The 19,219-nt window shown below is 72.4% G+C and carries 15 protein-coding genes; 6 read left to right on the plus strand and 9 right to left on the minus strand.

The window, feature by feature from the left end; genetic code table 11:
• Together cysD and BLW04_RS07280 are read left to right on the plus strand one after the other, a co-directional pair.
• Window positions 1-753, plus strand: a 753-nt coding sequence (cysD, locus tag BLW04_RS07275; RefSeq protein ID WP_139306762.1) for a sulfate adenylyltransferase subunit CysD, incomplete at its 5' end; no start/stop codon positions are given.
• The gene (locus BLW04_RS07280) at window positions 753-1,994 is read left to right on the plus strand and encodes a sulfate adenylyltransferase subunit 1 (protein WP_091538115.1); all 1,242 of its coding nucleotides are present in this window, start codon (window positions 753-755) and stop codon (window positions 1,992-1,994) included. The genes cysD and BLW04_RS07280, both read left to right, overlap by 1 nt.
• A 682-nt stretch (window positions 1,995-2,676) precedes the next feature.
• On the opposite strand, the gene BLW04_RS07285 is transcribed toward BLW04_RS07280, so the two are convergent.
• Together BLW04_RS07285 and cysC are read right to left on the minus strand one after the other, a co-directional pair.
• Complete coding sequence (locus tag BLW04_RS07285; protein WP_091538116.1) at window positions 2,677-3,654, minus strand: sulfite exporter TauE/SafE family protein; 978 nt, start codon at window positions 3,652-3,654, stop codon at window positions 2,677-2,679.
• Window positions 3,655-3,861: 207 nt separating this feature from the next.
• The gene (cysC, locus tag BLW04_RS27390; RefSeq protein ID WP_217630888.1) at window positions 3,862-4,512 is read right to left on the minus strand and encodes an adenylyl-sulfate kinase; all 651 of its coding nucleotides are present in this window, start codon (window positions 4,510-4,512) and stop codon (window positions 3,862-3,864) included.
• Window positions 4,513-5,025: 513 nt separating this feature from the next.
• Here cysC and BLW04_RS07295 point away from each other — a divergent pair.
• From BLW04_RS07295 to BLW04_RS07305, 3 genes are all read left to right on the plus strand, one after another.
• Window positions 5,026-5,724: a 50S ribosomal protein L25/general stress protein Ctc gene (locus tag BLW04_RS07295; RefSeq protein WP_091538118.1), complete on the plus strand. Its 699-nt coding sequence runs from the start codon at window positions 5,026-5,028 to the stop codon at window positions 5,722-5,724.
• 104 nt (window positions 5,725-5,828) lie between these two features.
• Window positions 5,829-6,386, plus strand: coding sequence for an aminoacyl-tRNA hydrolase (pth, locus tag BLW04_RS07300; RefSeq protein ID WP_254781169.1), 558 nt, complete (start codon window positions 5,829-5,831; stop codon window positions 6,384-6,386).
• 122 nt (window positions 6,387-6,508) lie between these two features.
• Window positions 6,509-8,041: a sugar transferase gene (locus BLW04_RS07305; protein ID WP_091538120.1), complete on the plus strand. Its 1,533-nt coding sequence runs from the start codon at window positions 6,509-6,511 to the stop codon at window positions 8,039-8,041.
• Between the two features lie 315 nt (window positions 8,042-8,356).
• Here BLW04_RS07305 and BLW04_RS07310 read toward each other — a convergent pair whose 3' ends face one another.
• Both BLW04_RS07310 and BLW04_RS07315 read right to left on the minus strand, forming a co-directional pair.
• Window positions 8,357-9,271, minus strand: a complete 915-nt coding sequence (locus BLW04_RS07310) for a glycosyltransferase family 2 protein (RefSeq protein ID WP_091538121.1) — start codon at window positions 9,269-9,271, stop codon at window positions 8,357-8,359.
• Window positions 9,268-10,260 carry a sulfotransferase family protein gene (locus tag BLW04_RS07315; RefSeq protein WP_217630889.1) on the minus strand — a complete coding sequence of 331 codons (993 nt, stop codon included), beginning with the start codon at window positions 10,258-10,260 and terminating at the stop codon, window positions 9,268-9,270. Before BLW04_RS07315 ends, BLW04_RS07310 begins: the two co-directional genes overlap by 4 nt.
• Window positions 10,261-10,369: 109 nt before the next feature.
• Between BLW04_RS07315 and BLW04_RS07320 the strand changes: the two genes are divergently transcribed.
• Window positions 10,370-11,167 (plus strand): WecB/TagA/CpsF family glycosyltransferase, encoded by a 798-nt coding sequence (locus tag BLW04_RS07320; protein WP_091538122.1) that lies wholly within the window; start codon window positions 10,370-10,372, stop codon window positions 11,165-11,167.
• A 26-nt stretch (window positions 11,168-11,193) separates the two neighbouring features.
• Here BLW04_RS07320 and BLW04_RS07325 read toward each other — a convergent pair whose 3' ends face one another.
• Genes BLW04_RS07325 through BLW04_RS07345 form a run of 5 tightly spaced genes read right to left on the minus strand, consistent with a single transcriptional unit; the run spans window position 11,194 to window position 18,971 of the window.
• Window positions 11,194-12,177 carry a sulfotransferase gene (locus BLW04_RS07325; RefSeq protein ID WP_091538123.1) on the minus strand — a complete coding sequence of 328 codons (984 nt, stop codon included), beginning with the start codon at window positions 12,175-12,177 and terminating at the stop codon, window positions 11,194-11,196.
• Complete coding sequence (locus BLW04_RS07330; RefSeq protein ID WP_175483936.1) at window positions 12,174-13,724, minus strand: MATE family efflux transporter; 1,551 nt, start codon at window positions 13,722-13,724, stop codon at window positions 12,174-12,176. Before BLW04_RS07330 ends, BLW04_RS07325 begins: the two co-directional genes overlap by 4 nt.
• Window positions 13,721-14,590 (minus strand): sulfotransferase family protein, encoded by an 870-nt coding sequence (locus BLW04_RS07335; RefSeq protein WP_091538125.1) that lies wholly within the window; start codon window positions 14,588-14,590, stop codon window positions 13,721-13,723. The genes BLW04_RS07330 and BLW04_RS07335 overlap by 4 nt, the downstream gene beginning before the upstream one ends.
• Window positions 14,591-14,640: 50 nt before the next feature.
• Window positions 14,641-15,894, minus strand: a complete 1,254-nt coding sequence (locus BLW04_RS26555; protein ID WP_091538126.1) for a hypothetical protein — start codon at window positions 15,892-15,894, stop codon at window positions 14,641-14,643.
• Window positions 15,891-18,971, minus strand: a complete 3,081-nt coding sequence (locus BLW04_RS07345; RefSeq protein WP_091538127.1) for a Wzz/FepE/Etk N-terminal domain-containing protein — start codon at window positions 18,969-18,971, stop codon at window positions 15,891-15,893. The genes BLW04_RS26555 and BLW04_RS07345 overlap by 4 nt, the downstream gene beginning before the upstream one ends.
• Window positions 18,972-19,219 lie beyond the last annotated feature (248 nt).

A 19,219-nucleotide genomic window follows, 5' to 3' on the forward strand; every position in this document is an offset into this window, starting at 1 on the left:
CCGGCCCGCATCCCGTTCCCGGTGATGCATGTGGACACCGGGCACAACTTCCCCGAGGTTCTCGGGTACCGGGACCGGCGGGTCGCTGAGACCGGGGTCCAGCTGATCGTGGCCTCGGTGCAGGAGGCGATCGACAACGGCCGGGTGACCGAGCAGACCGGGCCGCGGGCCAGCCGCAACCCGTTGCAGACCGTCGCCCTGCTCGACGGCATCGAGAAGCACCAGTTCGACGCCGCTTTCGGTGGCGCGCGCCGCGACGAGGAGAAGGCCCGGGCCAAGGAGCGCGTCTACTCCTTCCGCGACGAGTTCGGCCAGTGGGATCCCAAGAACCAGCGTCCGGAGCTCTGGTCGCTCTACAACGGCCGGCACCACCGCGGTGAGCACATCCGGGTCTTTCCGATCTCCAACTGGACCGAGCTGGACATCTGGCAGTACATCGGCCGGGAGGGGATCGGCCTGCCGTCGATCTACTTCTCCCACCGCCGGGAGGTGTTCCTCCGGGACGGGATGCTGCTGTGGCCCAACGAGCACCTGCGGCCGATGGAGGGTGAGGAGACGTTCGAGGAGACGGTGCGCTACCGCACCGTCGGTGACGTCACCTGCACCGGCGCGGTGGAGTCCACGGCGAGCACCGTCGAGGCGATCGTCGAGGAGGTGGCCGGCACGCACGTCACCGAGCGGGGTGCGACCCGCGCCGATGACCGGGCCACCGAGGCGGCCATGGAAGACCGCAAGCGTGAGGGGTACTTCTGATGGAGATGCTGCGGGTCGCCACCGCCGGATCGGTGGACGACGGCAAGTCGACGCTCATCGGCCGGTTGCTGTACGACACCAAGTCGATCTTCACCGACCAGCTGGAGGCCGTCGAACGCACCAGCGCCGCACGCGGTGATGAGTACACCAACCTGGCGCTGCTCACCGACGGTCTGCGGGCCGAGCGGGAACAGGGCATCACCATCGACGTCGCCTACCGCTACTTCGCGACGCCGAAGCGGAAGTTCATCATCGCCGACACCCCGGGGCACATCCAGTACACCCGGAACATGGTCACCGGCGCCTCGACGGCCAACGCCGCGCTGATCCTCATCGACGCCCGCAAGGGCATCCTGGAGCAGAGCCGGCGGCACGCGTTCCTGGCCTCCCTGCTGCGCGTTCCGCACCTGGTGCTGTGCGTGAACAAGATGGACCTCGTCGACTACGACCAGGGTGTCTTCGACGCGATCGCCGAGGAGTTCCGGCATTTCGCCGCCAAGCTGGAGATCGGGGACCTCACGGTCATCCCGGTGTCCGCGCTGGCCGGGGACAACGTGGTGACCCGCTCGGTGAACATGCCGTGGTATGAGGGGACCTCGCTGCTGCACCACCTGGAGGAGCTGCACATCGCCTCCGACCGGAACCTGATCGACGCCCGGTTCCCGGTGCAGTACGTCGTCCGCCCGTTCTCCGGCTCGCATCTGGACTACCGGGGCTATGCCGGCCAGGTGGCCGGCGGGGTCTTCAAGCCCGGGGACGACGTGGTGGTGCTGCCCTCGGGGTTGCCGTCGAAGATCGCCGCCATCGAGACCATGGACGGACCGGTCGAGGAGGCGTTCGCGCCGATGTCGGTCACCATCCGGCTCACCGACGAGATCGACATCTCCCGCGGCGACATGATCTGCCGGCCGAACAACCAGCCGGGCGTCTCCCAGGACGTCGACGCCATGGTCTGCTGGATGGGCGACGAGCCGATGCGCCCGGGCGGCAGGTACGCCATCAAGCACACCACCCGGGCCGCGCGGACCATGGTGAAGGGCCTGCGCTACCGACTCGACGTGAACTCCCTGCACCGCGACGAGCAGGCCGCCACCCTGGGCCTCAACGAGATCGGCCGGCTGCAACTACGCGTGACCGCGCCGCTGTTCACCGACCCGTACCGCACCAACCGGGCGACCGGCAGCTTCATCCTCATCGACGAGGGCACCAACGCCACCGTCGCCGCCGGGATGGTGCTCTGACCCGGTAGACGTCCGTCCTCAAGAACTCCGTACCCGGCCAACGCCGGGTGCGGAGTTCTTGCGTGCGGGTGGTCGACCTGCGGCGACTGCTCGGCGTGGCGGATCGACCGTGTGGGTCGTCAAGTGCAGCGACCCCACGCTACGACGGAGAAGGTGTCGTCGGTCACTGAGGTGGCGGGACGATGCGGATCAGCGACACAACCGGCAGGCTGCTCAACGAGGACCTCAGCGTGCCGCCGGTCGGCGCCTCGCTACGCCTGGGCAACGGGGAGCAGGGATGGCGGACCGGCGGTACTGGTGGAAGCCGCGATACGAACTCTGGCTGGTAGGCGATGACACCAACCGATGCATCTGTGTCTGGACCCGCCACCGCTTCCGTACGCTCGCCGCGCACAGTCGCCGCCTCGAGGAGGAGCACCTGCGAGTGTCTCCTGCCCGGCTGGTCATCATGGACCGTCATAGTGGTCGAGAGGTCGGCGGCCGCGGTTGACCCCGACGTCTCGGTCGAGGCGGGGCCGGCAGCGGACTATCCAGTCATCCCTCAGCGCGCTCGAAGGCAGCCTGGGATACCGACCGACGTGAAAGGCCAGCGGCCCCCACCACGCGTCGACCACCTGAAGACTGATGGTCTCCGAGCGGAACGCTTCGATCAGTTGCCCGCCGGCAGTTCAGGGAGCACAGATCAGTGCGGGATGAACGGCGACAGGGCGTCCGCACCGCTCGGACGACGGCGCGGCGGGCGGCGGCGCTGCTGCCAGACGAACGGCGCCTCGCCGTGCCGCACGCGCATCCATGCCCAGGCGGCTGCGCCGACGGTTATCGCGGTGCCGGTGACGATCAGGACCATGCCGGTGGAGGCGCCGAGGAGCTTGGTACCCGAGGCCAGCATGATCACCGCCAGCGCCCGGCGGACCAGGCTACCGGGCGAGCGGGAGGACACCCGTGCACCGATCCAGACGCCTGGGATCGCGCCGACCACAATGCTCCCGGTCAACCCCAGAGTGAAGTCGCCGAAGAGGATGTGTCCCAACGACGCGGAGGCGACCAGCGGTACGGCCTGGACGAGGTCGGTGCCGACGAGCTGGCCGACCTTGATGGTCGGATAGAGCAGCAGCAGGCAGACGATCATGATCGAGCCGGCTCCGACTGAGGTCATGCCGACGATCAGGCCACCGGCCGCGCCGACCAGCACGGTGGCAAGCCGTCGCACCGGCACGGAGGAGAGGTCCGGCTCGGGCGCCTCGGGGCGGCCCCGACGCCGCTCACGCTCACGCAGCTTCAGGTAGGACTTCGCAGCCATGGCGCCCGAGGCGACCACCAGGATCGCGCCGAGCGCGACCAGCAGGAAATCCTGCACGCCGGCGCCGTCGCCGAAGAGCCGAAGCAGCAGTACTCCCGTGAACGCGCCGGGAACGGAACCCAGACACAGCCACGTGACCATGGCGAGATGGACGGTTCCGCGGCGCAGGTGCACGATCCCGCCGATCGGCTTCATGAAGAAGCTGGCGACGACGTCACTGGAGACGGCGGCCAGCGGGGAGACGCCGAAGAAGAAAACCAGGATGGGGGTCATCAGAGCCCCGCCGCCCATCCCGGTCAGGCCGACGACCAGCCCGACCAACAGGCCGGCGACAGCGAGGTTCGGATCCCACCATCCCATTGCCGTCACCCCGTCCGTTCGAAGTCGCGCGCTGCCGTGCCCGGTCCGCTCGGCGCACTCGGCACGTCGGGAGGCTGGGATACGGTCGATCCGCTGAGCACGCTAGGGCACCCGCGGGACCGGCAGGAGCCCGCTCACTCGTTGGAGGTGCCCGCCGGCGTCGGGGCCGCGCCGGCTCCCTCGCGACGCCGCATGCCCAGTCGAGGGCTACTCGGCGCCGCTGACGGCCAGCACGCGAGCCAGTACCAGTCGGGCGCTGCAGTCCACGCTGGACGAGCGGGTGTCGATGGTGAGCTCGGCATCGTTCGGCGCCTCGTACGAGTCGCCGATCCCGGTGAACTCGGGGATGTCCCCACGGCGGGCCTCTGCATAGAGACCCGTGCGTTCGCGTGCCTCGCACTCGTCCATCGGCGTGGCGACATGGACCAGGACGAACGAGCCGGGGCCGGCCTGGCCCTCCACCAGCAGGCGGGCGTCGGCCCGGGTGGCGGTGTAGGGAGCGATCGGGGCGCAGACGGCAATCCCACCGTGCTTGGCGATCCGGCCGGCGACCCAGCCGATCCGACGCACGTTGGTGTCGCGATCCGCCTTCGAGAAGCCGAGCCCGGCCGAGAGGTGGGTGCGCACCTCATCGCCGTCCAGCAGCGTCACGGTTCGGCCTGACTCGACCAGCAACTCGACCAGCCGGCCGGCGATCGTCGACTTCCCGGCGCCGGAGAGACCGGTGAACATCACGGCCAGGCCGCCGGTGCTCGGCGCCGCCACCAGGACCCGGCTCCCCAGCGGCTCGGCCCCGTAGGTGGCGACCAGACACGACCAGCTCGCCTCGGGATCGGCGGCGGTGACGGGCACCGGCACGACGATGACCTCTCGTCCCCCCCGCGTCGGGCGAGTTCCTCGCGCACCGCGGCGGGGGAGCGCCAGCGGGGGATCTCCCGGACGGTGAGTCGTCCGTCGTCCCGGGTGGCCACGAGCACTCCCTCGGCGTCCTCGAGCTCGGTCGCCTCCGGGAGGTCGGGAACCGCGCTGACCAGACCGAAGCCATACCGCGCCAGCGCCGCAAGTTGTGCATCGGAGAGCCGGGCCCGGGAGTTCGCCATGGGAGCTGAGTCTCCCCATACCGAGGACCGGGTGGAGTGGCCGGACGCCCCGCCCCACTCCCACGGGTCGACTCGTGAGCGCCCCTCGGTCCCGGGTCAGCGACCCTCGGTGCGAGCGCATCGCAGCTTTACGGGTAACATGCTCGCATTGCCCGGCGAGGGAGACGGTCCGACCGTGCTCCGTGATCGACGTGCGTCCGCCCTCCAGGGGTGTGCCGCGCTCGTGCGCTGAGCACACTGACCCGATTCACCCTGTTGAGGAGCACATCCCGTGGCTGACTTCCGCCTCGAAGCCGAGTTCCGCACCGAGTTCGGCAAGGGCGGCGCACGCCGCACCCGCCGGGCCGGCCGCGTCCCCGCCGTCCTCTACGGCCACGGCCAGGAGGTCGTCCACCTCTCCCTGCCGGCCCGCGAGTTCGCCGCGGCGCTGCGCAACGGCGGCACCAACGTGCTGCTGACCGTCGTCCTGGACGGCAAGGACAACCTGGCGCTGACCAAGGCCGTGCAGCGCGACCCGATCAGCCGGGTGCACGAGCACGTCGACCTGCTGCTGGTCCGCCGCGGCGAGAAGACCACGGTGGACGTGCCGGTGGTCATCGTCGGGGAGCCTGCGCCGGACACCATCAGCAACCACCAGCTGAACTCCGTGTTGCTCGAGGCCGACGCCACGAACCTGCCCGGCCCGATCGAGGTCGACATCACCGGCCGCACTGCGGGCAACGGCGTCACCGCCGGCGACCTGCCGCTGCCGGCCGGCGCGACGCTCATCACCGACCCGGAGGCGCTGGTCATCGGCTTCCTGGGTGCGCCGACCGCCGCCCAGCTCGAGGCCGAGCTGGAAGAGGCCGAGGCCGAGGCCGGCATCGAGCGCGACGAGTCCGACGCCGATGGCGACGTCGTCCCGGAGCCGCAGGACCAGGGCAGCGGCGAGTCCATGGACTCCGCCGAGAAGTCCGCCGACAACTCCTGAGCGATCCGCTGAGCGAGAGCACGACCCGCGGGGGCGCCGGCACTGCCGGCGCCCCCGCGGCGTCTCCGACGCCGCCGTCCGAAGGCCCGTTCCTCGTCGTCGGCCTGGGCAACCCCGGGCCTGGCTACGCCGGCAACCGGCACAACGTCGGCGCCATGGTGCTGGCCGAGCTGGCCGGCCGGGCGGGCATCCGGCTGTCCCCGGGCAAGGGCGCGCGGGCACGCGCGGTGTCCGGCGAGGGTCGCCTGGCCGGACGGCGCGTGGTGCTGGCGCAGCCGACCACCTACATGAACGAGTCCGGCGGCCCGGTGCGCGGGCTGCTGGACTACCACCACCTGCCGGCCACCGACCTGGTCGTGCTGCACGACGAGCTGGACCTCCCGTTCGAGGCCGTCCGGCTCAAGCGCGGTGGCGGCGAGGGCGGCCACAACGGTCTGCGCTCGATCTCCCGGTCGACCGGGACCCGCGACTATCTGCGGGTGCGCATCGGCATCGGCCGGCCCCCAGGGCGGCAGGATCCGGCCGACTTCGTGCTCAAGGACTTCTCCGCCACCGAGCGCAAGACGCTCGACCTGCTCGTCGTCGAGGTCGCGGACGCCACCGAGCTGCTGCTCGAACGCGGTGTGGAAGCGGCCCAGAACGTCATCCACCCGCGGGGCTGAGTCCCCCACACGACCGAGTGAACCCGTGGCGTTCTGCTGGTGACGATGAGTGACCGTCGGACATGATTCTCCCAGGTCGCTCGCACCAGTACGGCGAGCGCGGACACGGGGGGTAACCGGCGATGGCGTTGGCGGAAGAGCGGTGGTTCACCGGTCACCCGGGATCCTCCGGCACCGTCCTCGGGTCACCCACCGGGCTGTGGGCCCCGTCGGGCGACGCGCTGGTCCCGGAGCTCCGCGCCGGGCACCGCGGGCGACGCCGCTGGCTGGTCCGCTACCGCCGTTCGGTGCTGGCGCTGGACCTGGCAATCGCCTGTGTCGTGGGCCTGGTGACCGTGCTGGTGCCGCTGACCAACGGCCCATTCGGGGAGCAGCGCCAGGAGTGGCTCGGCGTGCTCGTCCCGCTGCTGTGGCTGGCGCTGGCCGGCCTGCGCAACGCCTACGACCCGCGCGTCTTCGGTAGCGGCAGCGAGGAGTACCGGCGCGTGGCCGCGGTCGGCGTTCTCATGCTTGCCACGGTCGCCTTCGTCAGCTACGCGCTGGACCTCGACCTCCCGCGCACCCTGGTGGTGTTCTGTCTGCCTGCGCTCACCGCCGCCGTGCTGGTGGGCCGCTACGTGGCTCGCAAGACGCTGCACCGGGCGCGGTCGGCCGGTCGGTGTCTCAAGCGCGTCGTCGCCGTGGGCCGCGAGGGCGCCGTCCTGGAACTGGTCGAGCACCTCAACCGCGAGCGCTACGCCGGCATGCTGGTGGTCGGGGCGTGTGTGCCCGATCCCGAGACGGCCGACCGGCTGGTCCGGGCCGGTGTGCCGGTGGCCGGCTCCCTCGACGACGTCGCCGAGGTGGTCCGGCAGATGGACGCCGACACCGTCGCGGTCACCTCGGCCAGCGAGACCGCCGCTCTCTACCTGCGCCGGCTGACGTGGCAGCTGGAGGGCAGCGGCGTCGAGGTGCTCGTGTCGCCCGGGCTCATCGAGGTGGCTGGTCCGCGACTGCACATCCGGCCCTTCGTCGGCCTGCCCCTGCTGTCGGTGGAGGAGCCGGAGTTCAGCGGCTGGCGGCGGCTGGTCAAGGGCAGCATCGACCGGGTCGCGGCGGCGGTGCTGCTGGTCGTCGCCTTCCCGGTGCTGGCCGGCATCGCGCTGGCCGTGCGGCTGTCGGGCCCGGGCCCGGTGCTGTACCGGCAGGAGCGGGTGGGGCTGGGGGGTCGGCTGTACACGATGTACAAGTTCCGCAGCATGGTCGTCGACGCCGAGGCGCGACTGGCGGCGCTGCAGACCGCCAACGAGGGCGAGGGGCTGCTGTTCAAGTTGCGCCACGACCCGCGGGTCACCCCCGTCGGCCGCTGGCTGCGCCGGTTCTCCCTCGACGAGCTCCCCCAACTGCTCAACGTCCTCGGCGGCGCGATGTCGCTGGTCGGCCCCCGGCCGCCGCTGCCCACCGAGGTCGAGCGCTACGACAGCTCCGTCCGCCGCAGGCTGCTCGTACGCCCGGGCCTGACCGGCCTGTGGCAGATCTCCGGCCGCAGCGACCTCTCCTGGGAAGACTCGGTGCGCCTGGACCTCCGCTACGTGGAGAACTGGTCGCTCGCCCTCGACGTCCTGATCCTGTGGAAGACCGCCGCCACGGTGCTCGGGAGCCGCGGAGCCTACTGAGAGCAGAGCAGCAGATCGGGCGTCGCCCTCTGTTGTGCCGTGCTCGTTGCGCGGCCGCGGCGGACCCGCCTGGTCGTGGCAACACTGGTCGGTTGGTCCGCGAGGCGCAGCCGGGCAAGTTCCTCGGCTGCGGTTGTGAACCGAAGGGTCTTGCGGGGGAAGTCGCTGGGCTGGACGGCCACGCGTCCGGGAGCCGTCGGCGCGCCGCCCCACCACCCCTCCCGCGGGGGTGCCGCGACGACTCCTTGAACCCAAGCGCCGCCGGGGCGACGACCGGCGCGCGGCGGCGACGCCCCGTCTCGGGGGCGAGAGCGCTCAGAGACCGCGGCCGCGCCGGTGAAGGGTGGTCATGACCGTCTCGGCCGGCACCGCACCGCTGGCCACCGCCAGGGCGACCACGCTGCGCGGCTCGCGCCAGTTCACCCGGGTCGCCCGCGCGGCCCAGCGGGCTGCGTCGCGACGGTGACCGAGTGCGGCGTGGCCGAACGCCAGCTGCCCGTACACCCGGGCGGTCCCCGCGCCCGCGGTGCGGAGCGCGGAGTGGCGGTCCAGCATCCACTCCAGCGAGTCGACCCGGGTCTGCCACTGCCGGGAGAAGTGCGACGAGGCCCCCCACCGCACCCGTACCAGCGGCTGGTCGACGTGGACGACCGGGTGCCGGGCTGCGGCACGCAACAGCAGGTCCCAGTCCTCGTTCTGGCTGCCCGGGATGGCCTCATCGACCAGCCCCAGGCCGCCCAGCAGGGCCGAACGGCGCAGCAGGAACGTGGAGCTGTGCAGCATCGCCATCCGCGAGCGCAGCAGGTCCCCGTAGGTGACCGAGCCGGTGCCGGCCAGCCGCGCGGTCTCGGTGCCGTCGAAGACCACCGTGATCGCCGTCGTCACCAGGTCGGCGTCGGGCTCGGTGGCCGCGCGGGCCAGCTGGGCGGTGAGCTTGCCCGGCAGCCAGGTGTCGTCGTCGTCGGAGAAGGCCACCAGCTCGGTGTCCAGCGCCAGGACGCCGGTGTTGCGGGCGCCGGCCAGCCCCGGTGTCCGGCTGTTGGCCATCACCCGCACGCGGCGGCCGGGCGAGCTCAGCTGCGCCAGTCGCGGCTCGGGCTCGGCGCGGTCGAAGACGACCACGACGTCGAGGCCGGCGTCGGTGTCCTGGGCGAGCACCGAGTCCAGCGTCTCGCGCAACAGCTGCGGGCGGTCGTGGGTGGGGACGACGACGCCGACGGGCCCGGTCACCGGGCGCTCCGGTGCAGGTAGCCGTAGGCGGCCAGCAGCGGCAGCGTGAGAAGAGTGGTCAGCCGCCGCTGGCCGCGGGGCAGCGCGGTGCGCCAGGCGTCGTCCCGGCGGAGCGTGACCTCCCCGACGGTGAAGCGCATCGGGTTTCCGGCCACCGTGTGCGAGGCGCCCAGCGTGACGGCGTGGGCGTCGAGGAAGTCCAGCGGCTGCGGGCCGGGCCGGCCGGCGAAGACGGCGAGCTCGCGGACCGAGCGGGCCGGGTCGGCCACGAAGTCCTCGTAGCGCAGCAGCCGGGTCGGCGTCCCGAGCCGGCCCAGCAGGGCCAGGGAGGCGTTGTGCCCCAGCCACAGCAGCGCTGAGCGCACCGGTGAATAGCGGGTCATCAGGTCCGTGCCCGCTGCGGACTCCGGACGGCGGACCTCCTTGGTCCAGGAGTAGGCCACGCCGCGGCTGTCCCGGACGGCGTGCACCACCCGCAGGTCGATGCCCGGGTCGGTGCGCAGGCAGAAGGCCAGGGATGAGTGCTTGCTGGAGTCGATGACGACGGCTGCACCGGACTCCTCGGCGATGGCCCGGTAGAGCCGCCGGTAGACGCCGACGTACTCGTCGAGGTCCTTTCCGGCGCGCCCACGCCCGCCGCGCAGGGCCAGTCGGGGGATGAACCTCGTGCGGTCGACCCGCGCCCGCAGCGTCTCCATGCGCTCGGCCAGGGCGCGGTCCCAACCTCCGAAGGCGCGGGTGCCGACCGCCTGCCAGAACGGGCAGCGGCTGAATGGCCGGCCGCAACCGCACCGCTCGTCGGACAGCACGGCGCGGTGCCACAGGTGCACTAGTTCGCCTGCCGAGCAGACGCCGGGCACCTCCCCGAGCACGCGTTCGACGACCGTCGTCCCGCTGCGGCCCAGGCCGCCGATGAACAGCACGCGGGGCCGGTCCGGGCCCGAGCCGACGGCGGTCGGGGCGGCCGGTGCAGCAGGGGTGATCGACACGGGACGATCATGGCATCGAACACCCAGATGGTGACCATGAGTGAACCCGAACGGGTGAGGAGAGCCGTCGACCGCGTGCCAGTTGGGATTTCTCCGGCATGCTTCTTACATGGTGGCAACACAGAGTGAGCACGGTCTCGGCGCGCGACGGCGCGATGGCCTGTTCCTGCCCCTCGATCCGATCACCGAGCCGGAGGTGGTCGACCGCGTGATGGCCGCGCTGGCCGACGGCCGCGGCGGCTGGATCGCCACCCCCAACGTCGACCACATGCGCCGCGCCGCCCGCGACCCGGGCCTGGCCGCCACGCTGTGCACTGCAGACATCAGCGTCGCCGACGGCGCTCCCGTCGTCTGGGCCAGCCGCCTGGCCGGCCAGCCCGTCCCGACCCGGGTGACCGGTGCGGACCTGCTGTGGTCGCTATCTGCTGCCGCGGCCGCCGCGGGCCGGTCGGTCTACCTCCTCGGTGGCGAGCCGGGGGTGCCCGACCGCGCCGCGGAGAACCTGCAGACCGCCTTCCCAGAACTCAAGGTGGTCGGGACGTGCTCACCACCGCGTGGCTTCGAGCACGATGCGGCCCAGATGGCGGCCCTACGGGAAGAGCTGCTCGCCACGGCACCGGACCTGGTGTTCGTCGGCCTCGGCTTCCCCAAGCAGGAGTTGGTCATCTGCGGCTTCCTCAAGCAGCTGCCCGCGGCGTGGTGGCTCGGCTGCGGAGCTGCCCTGCCTTTCGCCGCCGGCGATTTGGACCGCGCGCCCGCCTGGATGCGGCCGCTGGGCCTGGAGTGGCTGTTCCGCCTGGTGCACGAGCCTCGCCGACTGTTCCGCCGCTACGTGCTCGAGGACGCCCCCTTCGCGGTGCGTCTGCTCGGCCGCGCGCTGCTCGTCCGGCTGTCGACCGGCATCTGACGCGCCGCCGGTGCCGGCACCGGGAGTCAGACCCGGGCGGCACCCGTCACCCGTCCGGTGGGCAGGACGCGGGCCGCAACCGCGGCGGTGAGCTCCCGCACCCGCTCGATCTCCTCGGCCGACAGCCGGCTGCGGAACGTCGACAGCGCCGTCTCCGAGCTCATCGGCCGGTAGGCGGTGCGCGACAGCCCGCCGCGCAGCGACCAGCGGTGAGAACCCGCCGCGCTGCCCTCCCCGCCGCTGGTCGCGGCCACGACCCGATCGTGGGCCTGCGGTGACCAGGTCAGCCCGAACTGCTCGTAGAGCCGCCGGAAGCCGGCGACGGGCTCGGCCACCAGGTCCTCGTAGCCGACCAGGTGGACGCCGGGGAGCGACCGGAAGCTGCGGTCGGCGACGTCGTAGGTCATCTCCCACAACAGACACGTGCGCGCCAGCCAGTCCGGGGAGCCCACCAGGCTGCGCATCCGGTCCACGTAGGGCGCCAGGTGGTCACGGACCAGCAGCGGCTGCTCCAGCAGTTCGTGGAAGTGCATCGACCAGCCAAGCTTCCGCCACGACCCGACGAAGGACACCGGGTCGCGGACCAGCACCACTGCCTGCGCGCCCATCCGTTGCACCAGCCATCCGGTGGACAGCACCGCGAACGGATCGTCGAGCATCGCTCGGCGCCCCCGCAGCCGCCCGGCGGTGAAGCTGGTGGCGTACTTGACCATCCGCGCCAGGTCGTAGGCCGAGTGGTTCTGTCGCAGCTCCGGGCCCAGCCGGTACCGCAGCGCCAGCGTGTCAGTGAACGCGCGGGCCCACTGCTCGTCGTCCTCGGGGCTGATGTACTGGAACTGCCGGGTGACCCGGGCGTCCAGCACGCCGGGCGAGAGGCCCGGCGGGTGCGACGGGTTCATCGGCTCGTTGACGTAGACGACCTCGTCGGAGGCCTCCAGCATCTTGCCGACCCAGCTGGTCCCGCTACGCGGCAGGCCGGTGACGAGCAGGGGCGACTCGGGGGCGGTCATGACTCCTCCTGGACGGGGCGAGGACGGCGGACGGCGCTGAGCAGACCCAGCTGGAGGACGTCCCGCGACCACCACAGTGCACCGGCGTACAGCGCCGTGCCGGCCGCCACGCTGACGGCCAGGGCCGCCCACGAGGTCAGCCCGAGCATCAGCACCCCGGCGGGGACGGCGCCGAAGCAGGTGACGGTGACCAGCGCGGCCCGTGCGGTCGCGGCGGAGAACGGGTGCAGCCCCAGGACCAGCCCCACCTGCGCCAGGGGCACGAGGTTGTTCACCAGAATGGCAGCGGCCCAGGCGAGGGCCGCTCCGAGGATCCCGAGCTGGGGGATCAGCCACAGGTTCAGCCCGATGTTCACGGTGAGCGCCAGCAGGGTGTTCCCGAGGTTCCAGCTGGTGCGGCCACCCATGGTGAGCAGCATGTCGACCATGCCGCAGCCGGTGGCGACCACCATGGCCAGGGCCAGCACGACGACGACCTCGGCGCCCGTGGAGTACCCGTCGCCGAAGACGCGCAGGAGGGAAGAGGCGAAGAACGCGGCCATCAGGTACAGCGGCCAGGTGATCAGCACCAGCCAGGCCGTCGCCGTGCGGTAGACCTGGTTGGCCGCCGCCCGGTCGTCGCGGGCGAGGGCCTCACCCAGCTGCGGCTGCGCGGCGGAGGAGATCGCCTGGGCGCCGAGCTGGCCGACCACCAGGAAGCGGGTCGCCGCCGTGTACACCGCGGCCTCGGCCGGCCCGCGGAGGGCGGCGACCATGATGACGTCCAGCCGCTGCAGGGCGAATTGCGCGACGCTGGAGATGGTCCGCGGCCAGGTGAACGACCAGAACGGCCCGGCCACGGCAGCGGCCGGCGGAGCGGGTGTGCCGGCGTCGCTGCGGCGACGGGCGCTCGCCGAGGCCCGGCGGACGGCCAGGGCCGCCAGGCTGAACGCGACGACGTAGGGCGCTGCCCACGCGACGCTGAGCGCGGGCCCGGACGCCCACGCCGCGGCCAGGGCGACCAGCACCAGTTGCAGGCCCGAGCGGGCGACCTTCTCGATCCGCACGGTCGGCCCCATCGCGCCGAACCCGCGCGTGGCCGCGAGCCAGCTGTCGGTGAGTGCCGCGAACGGCAGGAAGGGGGCCAGCCAGCGCAGCATCGAGGTGAACTCGTCCTGGTGGCTGCTCACCGCGACCGACGCCAGCGCGGGTGCGGACAAGGCCAGCGCGACGGCCCCCAGCACGGAGACCACGACCACGGGGGTCAGCGCGACCCGCAGCACCGCGCCGGCCTGGTGCTGCTGGCCGAGGGCGCGGGAGCGGGAGAGGAAGTAGACCAGGCCGGTGCTCGTGCCCAGCTTCGCGAGCATCGCCGCGATGAGGAAGACCGAGGTGGCGGTGAAGAACGTGCCCGCCGCGGCCGGCGTGGAGCTGCGCGTCACCGCCACGATGAGCAGCACGTTGGCCGCCGCGGCGACGACGGCGCCCGCCAGGTTCCCGGCGCCGCCCCGGGCCAGGGACCGGGCCCGCGCCTGGCCCGGCTCGGCGGCAGCCAGCTGCGGCGTCACCGGCGCCAGCTCGGCGGCTGGCCGAGCCACTCGCCGAGCCGCTCGTCGTACGGGGCGAAGTGTGCGGTCAGCCGCTCCCGCAGCGCCTCGGGCATCGACGACCGGGGCCGGGCGTTGTGCTTCTCGAACAGCGGGTACGCCCCGCGCGGCAGCTCCAGGAAGTCCAGGACGGCGTCGTAGGTCGGCTCCGGCCGCGCGAAGAAGTCATGGCTGTCCACCACGTGCAGCCGTACGCGACCGAACCGGACGGCCAGCGGCTCGAGGTGGTCGATGTACTGGCCGCGGGAGACGTAGGCGTTGTGCTGGTGGTGGTGACTGGCGCAGTTCGGGTCGGCGCGCAGCCGTTCCGCCTCACCGGCCAGCCGGCTCTCCTCCAGCTCCAGCGCACGCTCGAACGGCTCGGTCTCGAAGCCCCGGGCCAGTTCGTGGGCGTGCGCCGAGTACGCGCGCTCGACCGGGTCCCGCACCAGCACCAGCAGCTTCACCGCGGGAAGTTCCCGCTCGATGCGTTCGGCCGCGAGCGGGTGCGTCAGGTAGTACGGGCTGGACTCGAAGGTCTGTGCCGGGACGCCGGTGCGCCGGCGCACCCGCTCGGCCGACAGGCGCAGCGGGAAGTGGCCGCGGTACCAGTCCAGGCCGCGGGCGTGGTCCATGTCGAAGTAGTGCACACCCTTGTGCAGGACGGCCTTGAGCACCGCCGGGTGCTGGCTGAGCGCCCGGTACATCGACGTGGTGCCGCTGCGCTGCGCCCCGACGATAAGGAAGGAGGGCAGCATCCGCTGGCCGGCCGTGAGCTGCCCGACGCGGCGGGAGACCCGGTGGACACGCTGCTTCACGTCGGGGGAGACATGCCGGATTCGGTTCATCACGGGGTTGTTCTCTTTCGTCGACGTTCGGGGGTGGACAGCGGGGGCGGTCATGGCGTGGTCACCCGTTCCACCAGTTCGGGCAGCAGCCACTGGCCGAGCACGCCCAGGCGGGCACCGGCCTCGGCCTGGCCGTCGGTCAGATAGCGGACGGCGAGGTCGACCAGGTAGGTGAGCGCGACGACGTCGGCGTACCGCGGCTCGACGCCGAACGGGGCCAGCAGATCGGCGGACTGGGCCAGGCACCGGGCGACGGCCAGTCGCGGGTCGGCGCCCTTGCGGACGACGGCGCGCTGCAGGTCGTAGTGGAGGGCGTCGAAGCCCAGGGGGACTCCCCGCTCGAACCGCTCCCAGTCCCACACCAGCACGCGGTGGGGCAGCGAGGCCATGTTCCACGGCGTCCAGTCGCCGTGCCACGCGCCCATCGGCACCTCGGCGTCCTGCGCCCGCTGGTCCAGGGCCGCGAACGCCGTGCGCAACTGCTCCACCGGGTCGGTCGGGGTGAGCTCGTCAAGGGCCGTCCGCAGCCGGTCCCAGTACGGCGTGTCCACCAGCCGCTCGGTCGTGACGCCGTCGACGGCGGCGACCTCCAGCATCGACTGCGCCAGCCGTTCCGGCGGCAGCGGCGCCCGCTTCTCCCAGATGGGCAGTGGCGACTGGACCAGCACCTGCAGCCCGCGCCAGACACCCGAGTGCAGCAGGCGGGGGACGGCGGTGATGCCGAACGAGGAGCCCGCCAGGTGCGCCAGCGACCCGGCCTCGGCGACCACGAGGCGACGGGTCAGGTCGTTCACGCCGATCTTGACGAAGCCGATCACATCGCCGTCCTCGCTCAGCAGTTGGAGCACGGGCTTCCGGTTGGCCCGGGCCGGGCCGATGTGCAGGCTGAGCTGCACCCGGCGCCCGAGCACCTCGGTGAGGTGGGCCTCGATGCCGGCGGGGCTTCCGTCCGCCGCCTCGACCCGTACCCGGTCGCGCATGACGAGTTCCCCCAGCCCGGTGCGCATGGCCCGCGCCAGGACCTCGAGCCGGTACTTCGCCAGTCGTGTCCGCGGCTCGCTGTAACGGCGGAGCGCTGTGGCCGCGGCGCGGCGGGCGTGGAGGGGGACCAGCAGGTGCGGACGCGCCAAGCTGGGGACGACGACGAACTCGCTGACCACGGGCGCGGAGCCCGGTCCGGGCCGCCCGACGGCGACCGTCGCCGGGGCCGGCCAGAGCAGATCGACGACCTGGTCGAGGTAATCCCGGCGCAGCGTCGACTGGGTGTGCGTCAGTTGGTGCGGTGCACGACGGACGGGGCTCATGCCAGCCTTTCCAGGGACGAGGGGAGCGGGGCCTCACCGGTCGCCCGGCTGGCGCACTGTCCGCGCCACAACGCGGCGATGGACAGGAACGCCACCACCAGGGGCATGGTGAGGGAGTTGTAGACGAACATGAAGAACAACGGCAGCGCGCAGGCGAGCAGCCCGGCGTCCCCGATCGGGGTGCGGTTGCGCCGGTAGGCCCACAGGGAGCGCAGGAAGAAGCCGACGAACAACGCCGCACCCACGTAGCCCTGGGCGACGAGCACCAGCCAAATCTGGCCGTTGCTGCCCAGCGTCGGGTTGCCGCACCGCGGGCACTTGTCGCTGGCCCCGATCGCGATGGAGTTGCTGCTGCCCAGTGCTGCGCGCGTCGAGCCGAAGCCCAGCACGGGGGAGTGATCCACCACCTCCAGCGTGCGCACGGTGGTGAAAGCCCGGATGTCGTTGCTCTTGGGGTTGTCGAACCGCCCCTGGACGATCCCCGACAGGGGCGAGGCCAGCACGACCACCGCGGCCAGCACCACGGCGGCGACCAGCCCGATGAGCACCGCCGCCCGACCACGCACGGCGTAGCGCACCGCCGTCACGACGACGATGAGCCCCAGACCCGCCCACAGCCCGCGGTTCAGCGAGTAGATGATCGGCACTGCGGCGAGCCCGAGCACGACGACACCCACCGCCCGGCGGCCTGTGTCGCGCTCGCTGAACCAGCTCACCACGAACCAGCCCAGCAGCAGCGCCAAGCAGTTGCCCCAGGTGTTGGTGTAGCCGAAGGGCGCCGACGGCCGGGGTGACTCGTACCCGAGCACCTCCTGTACCTGGGCCGAGGACGGGTGGACCAGGCTCTGCACGAAACCGTTGGACGCCACCGAGTGCGGGAGCAGCAGCTCCACGGGCGAGGTGAAGGACACGTGCGGCGCGAACGTGCCCAGCAGCCCACCGAGGACGACGACGATGAACAGCCCGCCCAGCTGCCGGGTGAGCCGCCGGCGGGGGAACTCCGACTCGCTCAGGTTCCCGGCGTACAGCAGGATCACCGTGGCCGAGAGGTATCCGGCGAGGTTGAAGGCGACCGAGATGACCCGGCCGGATGCGGTGTCGGGGAGGACACCCGGCGGGTTCTCGCCCAGCATCGTCGTGCTGGCCAGCACCCAGAGCAGGAACAGCACCCAGATGCCGAAGCCCGGCGGCGTCGCCACGGGCCGGTGGTTCACCAGGTGCAGGAGCATCGGGACGGCGAGGATGAAGACGATCAGGGTGCCCATGCCCAGGGCCCACCACAGCGGGTACAGGACAAGCAGGGCGGTGAGCGGCCACCCCGCCGGCAGCGGCAGCAGCCGCGGCTTGACCGGGGTCTGGGGCTCGTCCGCGCTCAGGAGCGGCGCGGCCGGGGGCGACGAGAGCGGCCGGCTCATCAGCCGGCGCCGGTGGGCTGCCGCGGGCTGCCGGCCGGCTGGCCGCCGCGACGTGACGTGGCGTCGTCCGCAGCCGGCGGCGCGGAGCGGTCCCGGCGGGACGACCCGGTCCTTGCCAGCTCCCGGTCGTCGACCGGGCGGGACGGCGACCGCGCCGGCGCGCTCCTTGCGGGCGCGCGGCGTGGCCACGACGACAGCGCCGAGGACCGGGGTGCGCATCGAGGCGAGCTGGCCCCGGGCGTCGATGACGTGCTGGGCGCGGGTCCGGTTCGTCTCCACCACCAGGATGGCGGCGTCGGCGGAACCGGCGAGGGTCTGCGCGTCTGCACCGCTGGTCGTCGGCGGCGCCTCGATGACGATCCGGCCCGGCCGCTCGAGCAGGGCGTCAACCAGAGTCTTGAAGCCAGCGGTCTGCAGCAGGGCAGCGGCCTGGTCCCGGTTGGTGCCCGGGCCCAGCACCCGCACCGTGGGCACGTCGGGCAGCGAGTGCAGCGCCGCGTCGAGCTGCTCCGCACCGGCGAGCACCTCGGACAGGCCCGCGCCGTCCGGCGCGTCCAGCAGCTGCGTGGCGGTGGAGGCGTGGACGTCGCCGCACACCAGGACGACGTCTTCGCCGGCGCGGCCCAGGGCGGCTGCCAGGTTGGCCGCCACCGGCCCGGCGGCGCCGCTGACGCCGGCGACGGGCAGGACGCGCGAGCGCTCGGCCATGCCGGCGGCCACGGCGTTGCGGAGCCGGGCGTAGGTGCGGCCCTCCGCGCTCCAGGCGGTGGCGAGCTCGACCCGTTCGGGCGTGTCGGTCTTCGGGAGGTCGCCGAGGACCGGCACGCCCACCTGGCGGTCGACGTCGTCCGAGCGCCGGACGTAGGGGTCCGAGCGCTGGCGCAGGACGGCCAGCGCCACACCCAGGAGCAGGCCCACCAGCACCCCGGCCACCAGGTTCAGGCGCAGGTCCGGGCTGCTCGGCGCGGCGGGCAGCGACGCCTGGGTGATCACCCGACCCGGGGTGACCGTGATGGCGTCCAGCTGGTTGGCTCGCGCGCCCAGCGAGGAGAGCTGGCTGTTCAGGCTGCTGGCCTGGGCCTGGTTGTAGGCCTGCGCCGCCGAACCGTCGGGCAGTGTCGCCAGCGTGTCGGTGACCGCCTGCAGCCGCCCGTTCAGGTCGTCGACCTGCGCCTGGATCGACGCCCGGTCGGACTCCACGGTGGCCTCCGCGGCCGCCCGCCGGTCCTCCAGGTAGGCGCCGGCGAAGGCAGCGGCTCCGGCCTGGGCGTCCTCAGCGGTCGGGCCGTGGAAGGTGAGGTCCAGGATCTCGGTGTTCGGTGGGACGGAGATCCCCAGCCGGGCCGACAGGTCACCGAGCTCGCCGGTCCAGCCGAGCGTGGCGGCAGCCGCGCGGACGATCTCCGTGGAGGTCATCAGCTGCGCCTCGGTGTCGAGGTTGATCGTGCCGGCGCGCGAGGAGCTGTCACCGGAGGGCGCCACACCGGTGTCCGTCACGAGGACGGAGGTCGACGAGCTGTACTGCCGGGGCGCTACGGAGGTGTAGGCGAGCGCCAGGGCGATACCGAGAGTGACGGCGAGGATCACGACCCACGCCTGGCGGCGCAGTAGCGTCGTGTAGTCGCTGAGCTGTGCGGAGCCCCGAACCGGTGCGGCAGTCATCGCTCGTCCTCCCCCATGCAGTGGCCAGCCGGCCTCACCGATCCGGCGGGCAGGCCGCGGACACCGAGCTGAGCTGGCTGTTTCGACGTCAGTCCTATCACCGGGAGTGGGGGCGGGCGCCTGCCCGCGGGGTGTCCTCACCCCCCGAGCGAGAGCGGAGAGCGACCGTCTCGGGCACCGTCACCCGTACGGACGAATACGCCGGCCGCGCATGGCCAACGACGAACACGCTCTGTGATGATCGCCGC

The organism is Modestobacter sp. DSM 44400, from assembly GCF_900107175.1.
Classification (GTDB): Bacteria; Actinomycetota; Actinomycetes; order Mycobacteriales; family Geodermatophilaceae; genus Modestobacter.